Origin of the sequence: Pseudoalteromonas sp. S16_S37 (assembly GCF_014694405.1) — a bacterium.
In the GTDB taxonomy this organism is placed as follows: Bacteria; Pseudomonadota; Gammaproteobacteria; order Enterobacterales; family Alteromonadaceae; genus Pseudoalteromonas.
The window spans coordinates 11,957-29,734 of the sequence record NZ_JAAUWV010000042.1; the positions used below are offsets into that span (position 1 = coordinate 11,957).

At 41.5% G+C, this 17,778-nt stretch carries 16 protein-coding genes; 11 read left to right on the forward strand and 5 right to left on the reverse strand.

Going from position 1 to position 17,778, the window contains the following annotated elements; translation table 11 throughout:
* Positions 1 to 72: 72 nt before the first annotated feature.
* On the forward strand, positions 73 to 987 hold the full coding sequence (locus tag HC733_RS16125) for an alpha/beta fold hydrolase (protein ID WP_190366044.1): 915 nt from the start codon (positions 73 to 75) through the stop codon (positions 985 to 987).
* Here the strand turns inward: HC733_RS16125 and HC733_RS16130 are convergent.
* From HC733_RS16130 to HC733_RS16140, 3 genes are all read right to left on the reverse strand, one after another.
* Positions 935 to 2,410 carry a tetratricopeptide repeat-containing sulfotransferase family protein gene (locus HC733_RS16130; RefSeq protein ID WP_190366045.1) on the reverse strand — a complete coding sequence of 492 codons (1,476 nt, stop codon included), beginning with the start codon at positions 2,408 to 2,410 and terminating at the stop codon, positions 935 to 937. The two genes, HC733_RS16125 and HC733_RS16130, sit on opposite strands and share 53 nt — an antisense overlap.
* 97 nt (positions 2,411 to 2,507) lie before the next feature.
* Positions 2,508 to 5,150 carry a TonB-dependent receptor plug domain-containing protein gene (locus HC733_RS16135; protein ID WP_190366046.1) on the reverse strand — a complete coding sequence of 881 codons (2,643 nt, stop codon included), beginning with the start codon at positions 5,148 to 5,150 and terminating at the stop codon, positions 2,508 to 2,510.
* Between the two features lie 260 nt (positions 5,151 to 5,410).
* The gene (locus HC733_RS16140) at positions 5,411 to 5,572 is read right to left on the reverse strand and encodes an oxidoreductase-like domain-containing protein (RefSeq protein WP_190366047.1); all 162 of its coding nucleotides are present in this window, start codon (positions 5,570 to 5,572) and stop codon (positions 5,411 to 5,413) included.
* 90 nt (positions 5,573 to 5,662) lie between these two features.
* Between HC733_RS16140 and HC733_RS16145 the strand changes: the two genes are divergently transcribed.
* Together HC733_RS16145 and HC733_RS16150 are read left to right on the forward strand one after the other, a co-directional pair.
* The gene (locus tag HC733_RS16145) at positions 5,663 to 6,028 is read left to right on the forward strand and encodes a hypothetical protein (RefSeq protein WP_190366048.1); all 366 of its coding nucleotides are present in this window, start codon (positions 5,663 to 5,665) and stop codon (positions 6,026 to 6,028) included.
* A 64-nt stretch (positions 6,029 to 6,092) separates the two neighbouring features.
* Positions 6,093 to 7,460, forward strand: a complete 1,368-nt coding sequence (locus tag HC733_RS16150) for a leucyl aminopeptidase family protein (protein WP_190366049.1) — start codon at positions 6,093 to 6,095, stop codon at positions 7,458 to 7,460.
* Positions 7,461 to 7,498: 38 nt separating this feature from the next.
* On the opposite strand, the gene HC733_RS16155 is transcribed toward HC733_RS16150, so the two are convergent.
* Both HC733_RS16155 and HC733_RS16160 read right to left on the reverse strand, forming a co-directional pair.
* Complete coding sequence (locus tag HC733_RS16155) at positions 7,499 to 8,965, reverse strand: aminoacyl-histidine dipeptidase (protein ID WP_190366050.1); 1,467 nt, start codon at positions 8,963 to 8,965, stop codon at positions 7,499 to 7,501.
* A gap of 66 nt (positions 8,966 to 9,031) precedes the next feature.
* Complete coding sequence (locus tag HC733_RS16160; protein ID WP_190366051.1) at positions 9,032 to 10,096, reverse strand: ketoacyl-ACP synthase III; 1,065 nt, start codon at positions 10,094 to 10,096, stop codon at positions 9,032 to 9,034.
* Between the two features lie 143 nt (positions 10,097 to 10,239).
* On the opposite strand from HC733_RS16160, the gene HC733_RS16165 reads away from it, so the two are divergent.
* The 8 genes from HC733_RS16165 to HC733_RS16200 all read left to right on the forward strand — a co-directional run bounded on the left by HC733_RS16165 (position 10,240) and on the right by HC733_RS16200 (position 17,604).
* Positions 10,240 to 10,641, forward strand: a complete 402-nt coding sequence (locus HC733_RS16165; protein WP_190366052.1) for a nuclear transport factor 2 family protein — start codon at positions 10,240 to 10,242, stop codon at positions 10,639 to 10,641.
* Positions 10,642 to 10,791: 150 nt separating this feature from the next.
* The gene (locus HC733_RS16170; protein WP_342366022.1) at positions 10,792 to 11,958 is read left to right on the forward strand and encodes a sensor histidine kinase; all 1,167 of its coding nucleotides are present in this window, start codon (positions 10,792 to 10,794) and stop codon (positions 11,956 to 11,958) included.
* A gap of 2 nt (positions 11,959 to 11,960) precedes the next feature.
* Positions 11,961 to 12,485, forward strand: coding sequence for a response regulator transcription factor (locus HC733_RS16175; RefSeq protein WP_190366068.1), 525 nt, complete (start codon positions 11,961 to 11,963; stop codon positions 12,483 to 12,485).
* Positions 12,486 to 12,641: 156 nt separating this feature from the next.
* Entirely contained in the window at positions 12,642 to 13,046 is a 405-nt protein-coding gene (locus tag HC733_RS16180; protein WP_190366054.1) for a DUF1761 domain-containing protein, read from the forward strand.
* A 6-nt stretch (positions 13,047 to 13,052) separates the two neighbouring features.
* On the forward strand, positions 13,053 to 13,304 hold the full coding sequence (locus HC733_RS16185; RefSeq protein WP_190366055.1) for a hypothetical protein: 252 nt from the start codon (positions 13,053 to 13,055) through the stop codon (positions 13,302 to 13,304).
* 153 nt (positions 13,305 to 13,457) lie between these two features.
* Entirely contained in the window at positions 13,458 to 13,721 is a 264-nt protein-coding gene (locus HC733_RS16190; RefSeq protein ID WP_190366056.1) for a CBU_0592 family membrane protein, read from the forward strand.
* Between the two features lie 132 nt (positions 13,722 to 13,853).
* On the forward strand, positions 13,854 to 15,863 hold the full coding sequence (locus HC733_RS16195; protein WP_190366057.1) for a TonB-dependent receptor plug domain-containing protein: 2,010 nt from the start codon (positions 13,854 to 13,856) through the stop codon (positions 15,861 to 15,863).
* A 304-nt stretch (positions 15,864 to 16,167) separates the two neighbouring features.
* On the forward strand, positions 16,168 to 17,604 hold the full coding sequence (locus tag HC733_RS16200) for an imelysin family protein (protein ID WP_342366023.1): 1,437 nt from the start codon (positions 16,168 to 16,170) through the stop codon (positions 17,602 to 17,604).
* Positions 17,605 to 17,778 lie beyond the last annotated feature (174 nt).

Below are 17,778 nucleotides of genomic sequence, written 5' to 3' on the forward strand. Positions count from 1 at the left end.
ATACCCAGTCAGATTGCGAGCTGCCAAAACTACTGGTAGGATGAGTTAAATGGTTCGCAATAAGAATAAACAATGATAGAACAACAGTCTCTTTTTATCAGCTTAGGTGATGAGCAGAAGTTACATCTAAGATACATTGCACAGCCCAACAGTGAAGGGCCAGCCGTATTTTTTATGCACGGTGCGGTTGAGAACGGTAAAATCTTTTATACCGAGAGTAATAAAGGCTTGGCGCCTTTTTTAGCATCTCTAGGATATCGCTGCTATGTAGCAGACTTGCGAGGAAGGGGGTTAAGTCTGCCCGAGATCTCGGCTAATTCAAACTATGGTCAAACAGAAGCCATTATGGAAGATATACCTGCAATGCTGGATTATATATGTAAGCACAGTGGTGGTTTCCCGCGATTTTGGGTAGCACATTCATGGGGCGGCGTGCTGATGAATAGTTACTTTGCCCGTTTCTGTGATGCGATTGAGAAAGTTGACGCGTGTGTATATTTTGGGTCTAAACGCTCATTGCATAATCGCCATGTGAGTAAATATCTGCAAGCAAATCTCATTTGGTATGGCTTAGCGCCTTTGTATACCAAAAAACATGGATTTTTGCCTGCTAAAAGCCTCAATTGGGGCAGCGACAATGAAACGAAAAAGTCTCATCAACAGGGCATGAATTGGGCTAAACGTAAACCTTGGATAGACAGCGATGACGGTTTTGATTACGCCGCCAGTTTGAAAAATATGACGCTTCCACCGATATTGCATATTGCGGGCGTAAAAGACAAAGCCTTAGCTCAACCTATTGATATTAAAAAATTTATGCAAGAATCAGGAAGGGGAATTCAAGAGCTAAGGGTGTATGGCCGAAAAAATGGACACCAGCATAATTACGGCCATATTGATATGCTAACTCACACAGAAGCGCACAAAGATCAATTTAAGGACTTACTTGATTGGTTTGCTCGTTTTGATCGGTTTGCTCCTCATTAAGGAGTTCAATCATATCCTTCTTATAGTGCTGCCAGCTGGTCAGTGGTGCTTTACTAATTGGCTTACGTACTTGGGCTTTACTCAAAGTGGCCACTGGACGGTGGTCTTCGTAATATTCCATGCATTCAGGTTCATAGTCCTGCCCTAAAAACCTCAACACACGGTTGATTGTTTTTTCAGGTTGGGCTATCAACGACTCATAGCCCAATGTTAGGATATTTTTTGGAATGCACTTTTCAAAATGTGCCATTAAGTCTATTTCAGCCTCTGCGTAGAGTTTGAATTCGCTTAAAGAGCAAAAGTAAGGCTCATCAGCATCAAAATGGTTGCTATATACAGACCATGCAGTTGCGCCAAAATCTCGAGTGAGATGGATAAATCGCGCATCAGGAAACAACCTATAAATCATACCAATATTTTGAAAATTAGCGGGTAACTTGTTAATAACGACTTCGTCAGGAACTCGCTGCTTTTTAATTTCATCGATATATAAGCTTCGGCAATAATCTGAGGAAGAAGTGCTTAGATTTGAAAAGCAGTACGGAAACGGCGCTTCTGAGCGTTTCATCAGATATGGCACTATTTTATCACTAAGCGCAGTACTCTCGCCGATTGAACCTATACAACTGTGTTGTACCAGCATTTGCTCAAGTAACGTAGAGCCTGTTCTAGGCAAACCGATGATAAATGTTGGAGTAAACGTAGTTGTTACCCGGTCGGTTGGTTTTTTAAAAAAATCACTATCGAAGTGTTGTTTTATTTGCTCAAACAACGGCAACATATCTTTGGTTCTAAAATCACAGTATCGCAATTGTGTACTATTGGCGAGTTTGAAATATGTAAATGCTTGATCGTAGTGTCCAAGACGATGATGACATTTTCCAAGTGCATAGTAGGTGACGATGTTTAAACGTTTATCATCGTATTCTTCAAGCAGTTTTTCTAAAGGGGCGATGAAGCTTGGTAAGCTACTAGTAGATGCTAGTTGTACAAGCTCTCGAAAAATATAGGGAGTGACCTCTTCATTTTGACAAGTAATACCTTGTGTAAAAATAGTTTTTGCTTGGCCAATAAAGCCGTAGTCTAAGTAAAACTGACCAAGTTCATAATGCGCTCTCGCACTGTGTTGTGCAACATTTAGGGTGTATTCTAGTACCGTTTTAGCGTCAACGGGGGAGCCAACTTGGATAAAACAATGGGCGAGGGTGAACAAAGGCTCTAATTGTCTAGGTAGGTTTTCACACGCTCTACGTAAGTAATATATTGCGCTATCGTAATCATCTAGTTGAATGCACAATCGGCCTAGACCAAACAATGCTGCCCCGTTACGATTATTTTCTTTTAATACGGCCTTGAACATAAACTCAGCCTCTCTGAGTCTATTTTCATCCATTAATTCGTTGGCTCTATTTATTAATAACATTCGATGGGATCGTCTACTTCTGGTATCTAAATGATAAAAACAAAAAGGCGAAATAGCCAATGCCATTTCGCCTTTACTGCTGGGTTACAGTAAAAAATTAGAAGGTGTAAGTTGCCTTCACATAGTAGAAGCCACCGTTGATACCATACGGAGACGTCTCATAGTATTTACCACCCCAATTGTTGTTAGGAATACCAGTTCCTTTTTGGAAATCAAGCTTTTCTGCTTCTTGATCGAAAATGTTGTTTGCACCTACAGTCAGGCTGACGTTCTCAGTAGCAAAATACGTTACCTCTGCGTCAAATGTTACTGAGGGATCCGCCATGATAGCTGTTGCGTCATAGTCTACGTGTACACCTTGGTATTCACCAAAGTAGTTGTAACGTACAAAGCCTGTGAAATCTTCCCACTGTTGTGTCCAAGTAAATGTTGCACGGTGGTTAGGTAAATCTTTTTCTAAGCGCTTAACCTTAAAGTCACCAGTAATTTTAGAGAACTTATCAACCTCAGTTTCATTCCAGTTATATGCAAACGCAAAGGTTGAATAACCACCAAGCATATCCATTGAGTAGTTTGCAACTACGTCAACACCTTGTGTTGTTGTATCGAAGTCATTGGTAAAGAAACTTACCTGAGCAATACTATCAACATTAGGTACGCCATCAGCTTTAAGAGCAGCTTTTTGAGCAAGTGTTAGGTCAATTTTATTTGACTGACTGATACGGTCTTCTACTTGAATGTTGTAGTAGTCAATTGTCATGAACAAGTCACCTGATTGATATACTGCACCAAATGTATAGCTATCAGACTCTTCTGGCTCAAGTTCAGTACCACCTAATATTTTTGACACAGGGTTTGTTGGTGGTAGTAGTGCTGAGTCAACTAACACGCCGCTGCTTAGGTTAGTTTGTACGTTACTTACGTTAGCTTGACCAACTGTAGGCGCACGGAAACCGGTACTAATTGAGCCACGGAATGATAAATCATCAGTCGCTTGGAATTGAGCAGTTACTTTGTAGTTAGTAGTAGAACCAAAAGAATCGTAATCTTCGAAGCGTAATGCCCAGCCCATCAAAAACTCTTCAGTAAATGGCGTTTCAACATCTACATATGCAGCATAGTTACGGCGTGTATATTCACCCGCTGCAGATGGTTTGAATCCAGGGAAACCATTTGAGCCGATACCAAAACCTTGCTCTGTTAGTGGACCTGCGATAAATGATGCTTCATCACCAGCAATTACTTCAAAAGTTTCTTCATGCCATTCTAAACCTGCAGCAACGTTCACGTCGTAAGCTAAGCCAAAGTCATAACCTTTAGAAATATCTGCATTGAAGTTTTTCTCAAGCTGGATGTATTTACCTGGGCTAAAGTCCATTGGTGTTTCTGCACCAAGTGAAGCGTTTACCGTATTGGTAATAAAATAACGAGATTCGTTACGGCCAACTGAACCGCTTAAGTCATAGTAAGCGCCTTTCATAAAGCCGTCAGAAATTTCACCTTTGGTACCAATTGTCAGTGAAGTATCTGTGATATTACCACCGAAGAAAGGAGTGAAACCCGCAGGCAAAATTTCATTAAATGCAAAACAGTTTGACGCTGAAAGTGAGTTCAGAGCATCTTGATCAGGTAAACCGTTAGATTGAATTTCTACAACAGGACAGTTTAGCTGAGCATCGTAACCATCATTTGAGCCTACAAGCACTGTCGGTGTTGCGGCATCCCAAGCAGCCTGTTGAGCTTCATCGGTTGGGTGTCTTCTTGTTGGTGCACCATTTACTAAACGAATGTTGCCACCATAAACGCCAGGTCGTGTTGTTGGGTTACGATAGTAGAAGCCGCCTTTTACATCACGCTCTGAGTAGTTACCGAACATGTAAAATTGAGAACTGTTTGATAAATCAAGGCCAACATTACCGAATAGACTAATGTCATCTTTAATCTCTGGTGCACCCCAAACTTGAGCTGGGTTTATAACACCTTCTAAACCAGCAGCGGTGAATGCGGCTGCGTCTGGGCGTTGAACACTTCGGCTTGTCGCATCAGCATTTTTATATTGAAAACTAAGGTTAGCAAAGCCATCGTCGGTAAATGGTAAACCTATGTTACCTTCGAAAGTGGTTGTGTCTCCATCACCCTCAAAGTACTGGCCTTGCTTAACAGAGAAGCTGCCGCCTTCTGACGAATCTTTTAATACAAAGTTTATTACACCAGCGATAGCATCAGAACCATATTGCGCTGCTGCACCATCACGTAACACTTCTACTTGTTTAAGTGCGATGCTTGGAATAACAGAAATATCCGGACCTTGTGCACCATCGTTAATACCACCGCCTAGAAATGCGATAACAGAAGAGCGATGACGACGTTTACCGTTAAGTAGGATCAACGTACTGTCAGCAGGTAAACCACGAAGGTTTGCAGGGCGTACTAAAGAAGCCGCGTCGCTGATAGGGTTTTGGTGTACGTTAAGTGATGGAACAGACCCTTTTAAAAGCTCTAGCATATCATCGCCACCAGCCTTACTTAGTTCTTCACCACCGATGATGTCGACCGGTACTGGTGAGTCGCCTACTGAACGAGGTGCTGCACGCGAACCAACGACCGCTATTTTTTCAATCTTTTCTTTCTTAGCTCCATCTTCCTCAGCCATAACGGTTGTTGAAAATAGACCTACAGATGCAGTTGAAGCGATAGCATAAGTAATTGCACGACTAATCGCGTTTAATTGTAGTTTCATCCTGTTACCCCAGTTTGATTTTTTGTTGTCATAAGCTTTTAAACAAAACTCATGTTTGCTTTTTATTGCAACTTATATATACATATCATTAACTTGTGATGCAAATATTCTTTGCACCCGTTATAACCGTAGCAGTGATTTAAATAAAGGCAAATTTTTAAATAAGTTTTCGAAAAATCTTAGGGTTAGCTGTAAATTACAGTTAAAAAATGAGGGGAAAATAGAGATAAATTAAATTTTTAATGCAATCTGTTTGGTTGTTATTTGTCCAGATTGTTGAGGTTTTGTTGGTATTTTAACCACTCTTTTCTTGCTGCCCTATACGTGTCCCAAACACAGGGGCAACAACTTCCACCCCCGCAGCATTCATCTGATTTGGGCTTTTGTGGTTCATTTACTTGCTTTGCTGATGATTCTGTCATTTTTATGAACAATTAAGACTAAAATCACATAGTACCATTAAAAGAAAATTTGCTAAACTCGGTTATAACCTATTTGGATAGTGGAATTGCATGAGGCTGATAAGAGTAGTTCACAAAGCACCTATTAGAGTTGCCAAAATATCGAAAAGAAGACAGCAAATCAGATTGCGACGTGCAATGATCGAATTAAAACTGGCTTTGTCTCAGGAAAAACAAGAAACCAAAGAAATGCTAGATATCTATAAGAGATATAGCTCTGGAAAAGCGCATAAGAGTGAATTAAAAGTTGCAAATAAACAATTTTTTGATTTGCTCAAAGGTTTAGGCCTTGGCGTGTTTGCATTATTGCCATTTGCGCCAATCACTATCCCTTTGATTGTAAAATTGGGTCAGTGGGTAGGTGTTGATGTGCTACCTAGTTCGTTTTCATCTAATAATAAAGCTTCGCGTAAATAAGTGATTTAAAGCTCGTAACTTGTTATTCTTAAATTAGACTTTTTAAAGTACGAGACAAATTATAATGCGCGGATTACTTGTTCAAGCCAACACTGGCATACCCATTCATTTCGTTTTGAAATCTCAGCTAGAAGACTGGCTGAAATCTCAATCGGCTCTAACAAAATCTTTTGTTGGCGCACTAAAATCAACCAACACAAAGAACTTTTTTATTCCGCAAGAAAACAGCGATAAATTAGCGTTAGTCGTGTGCTTAGTCGACTCGCTTGACTCGATGTGGCTAGCGGGAGATCTTGCTAAACAATTACCAAAAGGCGTTTATCAAATTCAAGGTAGCGAAGAGTTTGTTGAACAGCAAGCGTTGAGTTTTGCTCTAGGTGCATATCAATTCTCTGTCTATAAATCGATGGCGAAAATCGAATCCCAACTAGCAATTGCAGATAGTGCCATGTTAGAGCGTGTGGAGCGCTGTGCAGAAGCTATTTATTTGGTGCGAGATTTAGTGAATACGCCAGCCGCTGACATGATGCCTCAACACCTAGCTGAGACGATGAGTGAGTTGGCTGAGCGCTTTAATGGTGAGTTTACTGAATTTATTGGTGATGAGCTTCTTGAACAAAATTATCCAACAATTCATATGGTTGGTAGGGCAAGTGATAATAAACCTAGACTATTAGACCTAACATGGGGCGATGAAAAGCATCCAAAACTCACTTTGGTCGGCAAAGGTGTATGTTTTGACTCCGGGGGGTTAGACCTCAAGCCAGCCGCTGGCATGCGAAACATGAAAAAGGACATGGGTGGGGCTGCACATGTGATTGGTCTTGCGCAAATGGTGATGGCGGCAAACTTACCAGTGCGTTTACGTGTTTTAGTTCCCGCTGTAGAGAACGCAGTTTCGCGTAATGCATTTAGACCGGGTGATGTGATTAAAACCCGCAAAGGTATTACGGTAGAGATTGACAACACTGATGCCGAGGGGCGTCTGGTATTGTGTGATGCACTGGCTGAAGCACAAAGCGAATCTCCAGATTTATTAGTTGATTTTGCTACTTTAACAGGGGCTTGTCGAATCGCATTAGGCACTGAGTTGCCAGGCTTCTTTAGTACGGATTCAGAAGTTGCAGCAGGATTAATTGAACATGGCTTAAATGCACAGGACCCAGTATGGCAGCTGCCTTTGTTTGATCAGTATAGGGATCTATTCAAAAGTGATGTGGCTGATATGGCAAACTGTGGTTCTACTCCATTTGCTGGCGCCATTACGGCGGCGCTCTATCTTAAAGAGTTTGTCGAACCACAGCAGACACCATGGGTGCATTTTGACGTAATGGCATGGAACGTACGTTCCCTACCAGGTCGACCTGCAGGTGGCGAAGGGTTAGGTTTGCGAGCAACGTTTAACTATCTAGCTAATCGTTACTCTAAATAACACGTTAAAGATGAGCGGGTTTGTGATAACCCGCTTTTTTATTTGCTAGGAATGTTTGCCAAAATGGCTTTCATTTGTTGCCAATATAAGCCAACCGTGTCAATTTTTACTTTCTCATCAGGAGAATGAGGAAATTTAATGGTTGGGCCAAATGAAATCATATCCATATGTGGATAAGGTTTTTTGAATAATCCACATTCAAGTCCCGCATGGATCACCATAATGTCAGGCTTTCTACCATAAATATCTTCATATACATCGCGGAATATATGCAATATTTGTGAGTCGGGATCTGGCTTCCACCCAGGATATGCGCCAGACAATGTAATATCGGCACCAGTCAATGAGGCCAGTGAATGCAAGGAACCTGTAACATCTTCTCTACCAGAATCAATCAGGGAACGCACTAAACAGAGTATCTCTACGCATTCATCTGTGCTTTCAATTACGCCAACGTTTAGTGAAGTTTCAACTACACCTTCAATATCATCACTCATGCGCACGACGCCATTTGGACAGGCATTGATTAAGGCTAATAGTTTGCTTTGCGACGAATTGTTCATAGGGGCAAGGTGCGAGCTATGTTCTTTGATGCTTAAGCATAAGTTAGTTTCGATAGACTTTAGTTCTTCTTTTAACAATGTCTCAAATGCTTTTAGCTGGCTTTCAAAGTGTGCTAATTCTGAGCTTGGTAACGCAATTTGGGCATAAGCCTCGCGTGGGATTGCATTGCGTAATGAACCGCCCTTAATGGCAATAAGGTGCCAATTAATATCGGTGACATGATGTTGTAAAAAGCGCGCCAGTAACTTGTTTGCGTTTGCACGACCAGTATGAATATCTACACCAGAATGACCGCCTTTGAGCCCTTTTAATGCAATTTCAAAAACACTCATATTGGCTAGGGGTTGGCGCTCAACACTAAGCTTAATGCTGGCATCTACGCCACCAGCACAACCCATGTAAATTTCACCTTCTTGCTCTGAGTCTGTATTGAGTAAGATATCACCACTTAGCCAGCCTTGTTCAAGGCCAAATGCGCCAGTCATGCCGGCTTCTTCATCAATTGTGAGAAGCACTTCTAAAGGACCATGAGGAATATCATCAGCAGCAAGAACTGCTAAACATGAAGCCATGCCAATACCGTTATCTGCGCCAAGCGTAGTGCCTTTTGCTGTAACCCATTCTCCATCGATGTATGGCTTTATGGGGTCACAGGTGAAGTCATGATCAGTATCATCATTTTTTTGTGGCACCATATCGATGTGTGCTTGCAGCACTACCGCTTTTTTATTCTCCATGCCTGCAGTTGCATTCTTTTTAATGAACACGTTGCCAGTTGGGTCGCGGCGCACATCAAGCCCTTGGCTTGTTGCCCATTCTACAATGAATTGAGCTAGCGCGTCTTCGTGTTTAGAAGGATGTGGAATTGCACAGATTTGATCGAAGAACTGCCAAATTGCTTTTGGTTCTAGTTGGCCAATTTCAGAATATGGTTTAAACAAGGTGTTTTCCCTACTTGAATGAATAAATTAAATTTTATCATTCAAGTAGGGAGTAATGCGACCGCTTTATTGGCAAGCTTTAACCGCAGGAGCTATAAGCTCAAGCCCAGTTTGTGTACAAGGTTCTAACTTGGCGTCACTTAGTTCAATAGGAGTTACTCGGTCTCCCCATTTTATGTAGCTTGCCGCCCATGTTAGGCCGGCACCAAATGCTGCAGACATAATGTTACTGTTGGGCTTGATAAGTCCGTTTTCAACTGCTTCACACAGAGCAATGGCAATGGTTGCTGCCGAAGTATTACCGTATTTATCAATGTTCACCATAACCTTATCGTCTTGAATATCAAGGCGTTGTTGAATTGCTTGAATAATACGTAGGTTTGCTTGGTGTGGCACTAATACGTCAATATCACTAAGGCGCAAATTAGCTTGAGCAAGTACATCATCGCAAGCCTCGCTCATGCCTTTGACGGCGCGTTTGAAGATTTCTCTACCTTCAAATAACAGATCAGAAGGCCCGGTCGGCTGATACTTATTCATATCTGTTCCGTAGTTAGCAATGTGCAGAATATCTCTATCACCGCTGTCACAGCCCGTTTTTGTACCGAGCAAACCACAAGGTTCTTCACTTGCTTCTAATACTACGGCTCCTGCGCCATCGCCAAACAGTACGGCGCTGTCTCTTTTCGCCCAGTTTACGTACCAAGTCATACGCTCAGCGGCAACCACAACGGCACGTTTAATCATCCCAGCTCTAATTTGCGCGGTAGCATTTTGTAGCGCGTATAAAAAACCTGAACAGGCTGCATTGGTATCACATGCGGCTGCACCAGTTGCCCCGATATTTTTTTGCACAAGAGATGCGGTGTTTGCAACCATCGTTGAAGGCGTACAGGTAGCTAAGAGAACCAAGTCAATATCTTCACCGGTTAATCCAGCACATGCGAGTGCATGCTTACTCGCTACTGTTGCCAAGTCAGCTGTTGAAGCATGACTTACTCGGCGCTCTTTTATACCGGTTCTGCTGCTAATCCATTCATCATTGGTATCAACAATTTGGCTCAGTTCATCATTTGTTATTTTGGCTGGTGGAATACACTTTCCCCATCCAGTAATTTTTGCGTAAATCATGCGGTTCTCTTATTCTTGTCTGACCAGAGGCCAATTTTGGGCATTTATAGCAAATATCGTCAGTGATCACCAGCTGATATTGCCTACAGGCTTCAGTGTAGACTAGACTTATACTAATGGTACATATTGATCTGTAAGGTATTATGGCTAACAAAATTAGAGCGGAATTACTTGAACATCTTATAGAGCAAGAGCGCCAATTACTTGAGCCCAGCGTGCGTCAGTCATGCAATATGCTTGATAGGTTACTCAGTGAAGACTTTTATGAAATATCAGCTAATGGTCTGATTTTTGACAAAAAGCATGTTATTTCTCGCTTACCCGATGAAAAAGTGCCGCAGTTTTATAATCAAGCTTTTAAAGGTCGCATGCTGAGTGAACAGCTGGTGCAGCTAACTTATCATGCGGCCTATCGTCGTAGTGTAAAGTGCCAACTTAACTACTCAGTTCGTATGTCTTTATGGCGTTTTGAAGATGATTTGTGGAGACTGGTATTTCATCAAGGTACGCCCTGTGCCGAGTTTAAGTTGTCTTTGGATGACTGATCCAAGTCATTAAAAACTGCAGTTACCCTTGTTATTTAAACGTAATGAGTTAGATTAGGCGCTTTTAATTTAACTGCGATCGCGATGTTCGTTTTCTCTCCTAACTCCGCTATTGGGCGTTTGTTGCTCTTAAGAACCACAGCAATTGTTGTGCAATTACTGATGGTACTTGCAGGGTCTTTTGTATTTTACAAAGACATCAATTTGTTACCGGTACTTATAGTCATTGCTATTGAGTCTGTATTCCAGTTAGCGAGTGTTTACGCCTACCGAAATACCTATGAAGCAGCACACACCGGAATGCTCCTACAATTACTCGCTGATGTGGTATTTTTAACGATACTGTTATCGCTTTCAGGCGGTGCGAGTAATGCATTTGTCTCTTTGCTATTGTTGCCCATCGTTATTGGGGCTGTGACCTTACCCAAGCGTTTTGTAATTGTTATAGCCGTGAGCGCAATCGCAAGTTATGGCTATATGTTTTGGCAAATGCCCAGTGGACATATGCATCATATGAATATGACCGAGCACTTTGCGGGCATGTTAGTTAATTTTGTATTTAGCGTACTAGTGATAGTTTTTGTCGTGATGGCATTGGCCAAACAATTACAGCAAAGAGAGAAAAAGCTTGCCACAGCACGAGAAAAGCAACTGAAAAACGAGCAGCTCTTAGCTTTGGGAGCTGCTGGCGCGCAAGCGACTCACCAGTTAGCAACACCCATTGCAACTTTAGGTCTTTTGCTCGAAGAGGTTTATGAAGAACACCCCAAGCATCCTGCATGGCAAGAAATACAAGCCGCATTAACTCAATGCAAGGAGCAATTAGAGGGTTTTCGAGCGCAAACTGAGTATTTGAAAAATGCACCATCTCAAGCATCTATAAAAATTGGCGATTTGCTAAGTGAGTTGAAAAGTCTAGCAGCGATGCAATTTAGCACCCAAACAATAACTGTAGAGGTGAGTAATCAAGATGACCTCATTTGTGCAGACCCATTATTAATACCTGCTTTACTCAACGTTATTGCTAATGCTGCAAGAGCTAATGAGCAAGCATTGCAGAGTAAGATCCAGATAAAAAGTCGTTCGGAGGATCATTTTTGGAAACTCACGATAAGTGACTTAGGCGCAGGGATCGAGCCTCATAAATTAGTGAAGTTAGGCCATGATATTGTACCGAGTGAACATGGTTTGGGCATGGCATTGGTTTTATCAAACGCAACACTTGAGCGCCTACAAGGAAAAATGACGATTGAAAATAACCCTCAATGTGGTTCCACCACAAGGATTATATTGCCGTTAACGAAGGTGACTATATGACCATGAAATTACTGATCATTGAAGATGACATCGCACTTGCAAACACGTTGGCAAGACGATTAACAAAACATGATTTCAAGTCGTATGTTGTCAACGACGTGAATGAAATATTACAACAGTGCCAGATATTACGGCCAGATTTTGTATTGTTGGATATGAACTTAAATGGGGTTTCTGGGCTTAAGTTTATTGCTGACATACGAGCGTTTTTACCTGCCAGCCGCATTGTGTTATTGACAGGTTTTGCAAGTATTGCGACAGCAGTAGAGGCGGTTAAGCTCGGTGCCGATGACTACTTATCAAAACCTGCAGATACGCGTTTAATCGTACAAACACTTCTTGGTCAAAATGGTATGAACGAACAAACCTTAAATACCGATACGATGTCAGCTGAGCGAGTGGAGTGGGAACATATTCAACAAGTGCTCAAAGTGAATGACGGGAATGTGTCTCAAACGGCACGACAACTCAACATGCACAGACGCACTTTGCAACGAAAATTGCAAAAGAGACCAGTCCTTAAATAAGCCCCTTTGTTGGGCTGGCTTACTAGCGCAAAAGCTTGGAATGAAGTTTCGCTCTTTTAGGTTATAAAACGCTCAATTTTAGGGAATATTTAGTGAAGTTTGCTCAAGGTTCAACTATTGCCTAAATTTAAATTAAAATGTTCAAAAGATTTTTGCATGCTGACTTTCGATTTAAATTATTGGGCCGTGCTGCTGGCAGCATTGTCATCATTTATGCTCGGCGGTGTATGGTACTCGCCGTGGTTATTTGGCCACAGATGGATGGAATGCTGTGGTTTAACCGATGTGGACCTACAACAAAGTGATCCTAAGCTCATTTATGGAGGAGCGTTTGTTTTGGCTTTATTAGCTGCTTTTATTGTGGCTGCATTATTGGGCAAAGACCCTCTTCTACTTGATGCCATTACTTTAGGGGCCTCGATAGGTGGTGGACTCGTCACGCCAACTTTGGGCATTAGCTACATTTTTGAGCAAAGACCGCTTACTTTATTTTTTATTAACGGGGGATATCATACTTGCCAGTTTATTTTAATGGCTTCTGTACTAAGCATAACTGGGTAGAATGTGATGGCTAAGCCGAATAAAAAAGGACCTGTACGCACAGTTGATATTTACTGTGCTAGCTGCAGCGTTGCGTTATTCAGATATCGCAAAGGCGGCAAGGGGGCATTGGTAAAAAGCTTTATGGAGCGCATTGTAAAAAACCACACAAAAAACAACACTCATTGCCCAACATGTGAACAAGAATTTGGCCGCATGACCTTAATAAGAGGCACACCTGCTATTAAATTTGTTGGTGGTAAAGTTAGGTTTAAGTAAATAGCGGACAATTATCCTGTTTCGGTTATACGCAACTGATAATATTGCAGCCGTTTGTGCTGTTTCAACGATTGAAAGTCACCCTCCCCACGGAACGGGCCAGTATGTTTGGGTGAGCTAAAGCCAATTGTGGCATTTGTGATGGACAAAAACATGATCGATATTCTTTTTGACGTAATAGGTATGAGTGGAACGAGTTTGGTAGTTGGGGCATTTTTTATGCTTCAGTTAGGAAAAGCCGCGCCAGAAAGTTTAACCTATAACTTAATGAATCTCAGTGGAGCAATCCTATTGCTGATCAGCTTATGTTATAACTTTAACCTAGCTAGCTTCGTTATCGAGTTATTTTGGATAGCAGCGTCAGTAATTGGGTTAGTTAAGTACGTAAAAGCTAAGCAAAGCGCAGTAGCTACATAAATTTCAATAAATTACACTTTAAAGCTTGCACGGCTGCTGATCATTTGTATTATTAATATAATGTGAAAGTCGCTGTGCTGTTGTCATAATTTATAATCTGCTTTCAGCCAGTACATGTAGCTTGGCTGAACTATGCATAAAATTCGAAATAAAACAACAATCCTGCTCGCTACGTGGCTGATATCTAGCGCATGCCATGCTAAAACTGAATCTGACCTGTTTTCCCTATCTTTTGAAGAACTCTTAGACGTAAACATTAATTTAGCTACCAAGACAGATGAAACCAGAGCCAGTGTTCCCTCTAGCATCACCGTATTCAATCGCCAACATATAGCGCTGCTTGGCGTAAACAATGTCTATGACTTGATGAATTATGTGCCAGGCTTTCAATCAACCAGAGGTGATTGGGTGGGGGCAGTGCCAAAAGAGCATACTCGAGGCATATTTTTAGACAGTGGTAACGTGCTAGTGATGTTAAATGGGCACCGTTTAAACGAATCATCCTTTGGTAAAGCATCCGTTTACATGCCTCATATTTCAGTCGATGTAATTGATAAGGTTGAGTTTATTCGTGGTCCCGGTTCTGCGCTTTATGGTAGTAATGCGTTTTTGGGGGTGATGAACATCGTAACCTTAAAAGAGCATAATCAGCTGAGTGTTGGAGTTGGGGAACATGGATTTACGCAAGCAGCAGCTAGTTTCCACAAACCACTGGTAAATGATTTAAACGTATACGGTAATATTTCGTGGCAAGGCCAGCAAGGTGAACGATATACTCAAGGTGTAAAAGACCCGCTTGCCAGCTATTTTATTGAGTTTGGTGGACAGTGGCAGGACCTAAAATTTTCAATATGGCATAACCAAACACAACTTAACGGTTTTGTAAATTTAGCTGGTTGGTCAGACGAAAATAAGCATAAAAGTCAAAATATTGCCGCATCAGTTAGCTACCAATTACTGCGCAACGAGTTTTGGGATTTAAGCACTACGGTCAAATATATCGAACACGATATTTATTCGGCTGGCTTGATTGCATCGGCTCAAGAGTTAGGACTGGAACACGACTTTTTTGTGGGGCCTGATTGGCAGTCTAAAGATTTAACTTTTAATCTTGATGGCGCATACCGAGTGAATGGCGCGATAGCACTGAATTTTGGTATTGAATATTCTGAAGAAGAGCAGTCCGAAGCGGGTATCAATAGTAGTTATTATGATTTTAATCGCGGCGATGTGTATCTTGGTGAAGAGTTTTATCAAAATGGTGTAATCACTGTTAAACCGCATCAACCTTTTAATACACTGCTACAGTCCTTTGATTCAACCGCTGTTTATGGACAGCTAAAATACTTAGTGACCGATCAAGCAACATTATTTGTTGGTGCAAGATATGACGATGTAAAGGATATTGATAGTAAATTGTCACCCAGAGTGGCGGCACTTTATGCGCTATCAGAGCACAATACCTTCAAAGTACAATATGGCGAGTCTTTTCGTACCCCCGTTAGTAATGAATTAAATTCTAATGATGATGTGACGGTTGGAAACCCTAATTTGACTTCAGAGTACGTAAAAACAACGGAGTTGGTTTGGCATAGTAAATACAGCAACTGGGAATTAGATCTGGTTTTATTTGACAACCAACTGAAAGATTTTATTAATCTGGTGCCAATTGATACTAGGCAATTACCTGTTGAGCAAAGACGCTTTACTTTTTTGAATACCTTCAACACTAATATGCAAGGCTATGAGTTAAATGGCAAATTTAACGTTACTAGTCGTACTTGGTTAGAGCTGGGTTACACTCATCTACTTGATGAGCCGTTTAATCCGAGTTTTAAGCGTTTCGCATCCGTTGCCGTGACCCATAATATGGACAAACTACAGATTAGCTTCAATGCGTTATGGCGAGACAGTGTATTTGTTCAATCGCCAGAACCTGGGATTTTAGACAATTATGACCAGGGCGCTTATAGCCTCATAGGCGCTAGTGTTTCATGGCGCTTAGGCAACTCTCAATCAATCGCCATGAAAATCAAGAACCTGTTCGATAAGGATTACGTGATATTTGAACCACGTATGAGCGACGGAAGAATCCCAGGTTCTGGTAGAAGCATCCAACTTCAGTATGTGCAGAAGTTTTAACGATTATAACCTAATCCAATTTCCTCTAATTGCTACTATTGAATAGTGCAAAATAGCCTCTTCGCGTAGCGTAAGCTAGGGCGCTGTGGGTAAACTGCGGTTCATTTCTTGTTAAATACCTAATTCCGAAAATATCAATAGTAAAATCAATAAGATGTATGGGATGTCGTTTAGCAATCCTAATTTGAATAAGTCTGGATTCGATTTAGGTCTGTAAACCTAAATGAAAATAGTTATTGAATGCATCATTGTTATTCGTTACCATTCGCGTCGCTATAATAACCTTACAAAAATTGGGATTACTGTGAAAAATATAAAAACTATTGCACTCTCGCTCGTATGTGTTGGCGTTTTGGCTGCTTGTGGTGGCAGTGACAACAAAGTTACTAAACCTGTTGATCAAGGTAATGGTCAAACAACAGGTGAACAAACTGTGGTTGTACACCCAGCTGCGACTTTTGAAAATGTGGTTGCAGCTAATGCTGACTATGCTTTTGCAGTTTATTCTGATGCTTTAACAAGTGCTAAAGCACTAAAAGAAGCCATTGATAAATTTGTTGCAACGCCAAGCGAAGCCAATTTCATGTTTGCCAAGGAAGCTTGGTTAAGCGCACGCGAACCTTATGGACAAAGTGAAGTATTTCGTTTTCGTGAAGGACCAATTGACGCATTAACAAAAGACGATCAAGGTAATTGGACGTTGCAAGATGGTCAGGGACCAGAGGGCGCAATTAATGCTTGGCCATTGGCAGAAGCACTGATTGATTACACTCAAGACATGGATGGCAACGAAGCTCGTGGTAATGCTGCTGTATATCAAGCAGGTGGTAACATTATCCAAGACAGCATTACCTTCCCTCAGATCACAGCAGATTTAATTCGCGAAAAGTTTGAATTAGACGGAGAAGAGGCAAACGTAACTTCGGGTTATCATGCCATTGAATTCTTATTGTGGGGTCAAGACCTAAACGCTGATTTAACTTATACCGCACAACGTGATTACACCGCAGGTCACCGTCCTGTTACTGATTATTACACCGCTAATAACATTCCTAGCAGCGAAGCAAATGGTCGTACTTGTACGTCAGGCGAGCAAGGCTCATCAGATGCAATCTGCCAGCGCCGCGCTGATTACTTAAAAGCGGCAGCAACTTTACTAGTAGAAGATTTACAATCGGTCGTTGATGCGTGGCACCCAGAAACTGGTTTTCATTATCAAGAATATACAAAAGCAGACAATGCGGCTGCTAATTTAGGCGCGATGCTTGAAAGTATGGGACGTTTGAGCTTCGGAGAATTGGCTGGTGAGCGCATGAGTATTGCGGTTCGCACCGACAGTCAAGAAGATGAACACTCATGTTTCTCTGACAATACCCACAGAGATATTTTCCTTAATGCAAAAGGGATTCGTAATACTTACTTAGGTCTTTACACCCGTGCAAATGGTTTAGAACAAAGTGGGCCTAGCATCCACAATTTGTTGATCACTAAAGGCCATGAAGAGCTAGCGCTAAAGCTAAAAGCGGCACTTGATAAGACGATGGAAAAAGTACTTGTTATTGATGAAACGGCTAAGGCGGGTATGTCTTTTGACGTTCAGATCCAAAAGGCGGCCAATCAAACTCAAATCTACGCTGCGATAACTGCGTTAGCTGAGCAGACAGACCTTATTCAGCAAGCAATTAATGCATTAGGCGTTTCAGCGGAAGATCTAAAACAAGATACTGACGAAAATATTTAACGCTTTAGCCTCAGGTTTGGATAAGCGCTTTAAAATCGTCAGTGCTTGTAATGTGAACTACCAATGATGGGATTTTGTTCACTAACAGGGTGGATTATCCGCTGCTGAGGTTATTTGTATAACTCATTTAGGCTGGCTCAATGTCAGCCATTTCAGTTTCTGACGCATAGATAC

Bases quoted from the DNA above. Each gene is read 5' to 3' on its own strand.
- HC733_RS16125 (WP_190366044.1), top strand. From the start codon at position 73: ATGATAGAACAACAGTCTCTTTTTATCAGCTTAGGTGATGAGCAGAAG.
- HC733_RS16130 (WP_190366045.1), bottom strand. From the start codon at position 2,410: ATGTTATTAATAAATAGAGCCAACGAATTAATGGATGAAAATAGACTC.
- HC733_RS16135 (WP_190366046.1), bottom strand. From the start codon at position 5,150: ATGAAACTACAATTAAACGCGATTAGTCGTGCAATTACTTATGCTATC.
- HC733_RS16140 (WP_190366047.1), bottom strand. From the start codon at position 5,572: ATGACAGAATCATCAGCAAAGCAAGTAAATGAACCACAAAAGCCCAAA.
- HC733_RS16145 (WP_190366048.1), top strand. From the start codon at position 5,663: ATGAGGCTGATAAGAGTAGTTCACAAAGCACCTATTAGAGTTGCCAAA.
- HC733_RS16150 (WP_190366049.1), top strand. From the start codon at position 6,093: ATGCGCGGATTACTTGTTCAAGCCAACACTGGCATACCCATTCATTTC.
- HC733_RS16160 (WP_190366051.1), bottom strand. From the start codon at position 10,096: ATGATTTACGCAAAAATTACTGGATGGGGAAAGTGTATTCCACCAGCC.
- HC733_RS16165 (WP_190366052.1), top strand. From the start codon at position 10,240: ATGGCTAACAAAATTAGAGCGGAATTACTTGAACATCTTATAGAGCAA.
- HC733_RS16175 (WP_190366068.1), top strand. From the start codon at position 11,961: ATGAAATTACTGATCATTGAAGATGACATCGCACTTGCAAACACGTTG.
- HC733_RS16180 (WP_190366054.1), top strand. From the start codon at position 12,642: ATGCTGACTTTCGATTTAAATTATTGGGCCGTGCTGCTGGCAGCATTG.
- HC733_RS16185 (WP_190366055.1), top strand. From the start codon at position 13,053: ATGGCTAAGCCGAATAAAAAAGGACCTGTACGCACAGTTGATATTTAC.
- HC733_RS16190 (WP_190366056.1), top strand. From the start codon at position 13,458: ATGATCGATATTCTTTTTGACGTAATAGGTATGAGTGGAACGAGTTTG.
- HC733_RS16195 (WP_190366057.1), top strand. From the start codon at position 13,854: ATGCATAAAATTCGAAATAAAACAACAATCCTGCTCGCTACGTGGCTG.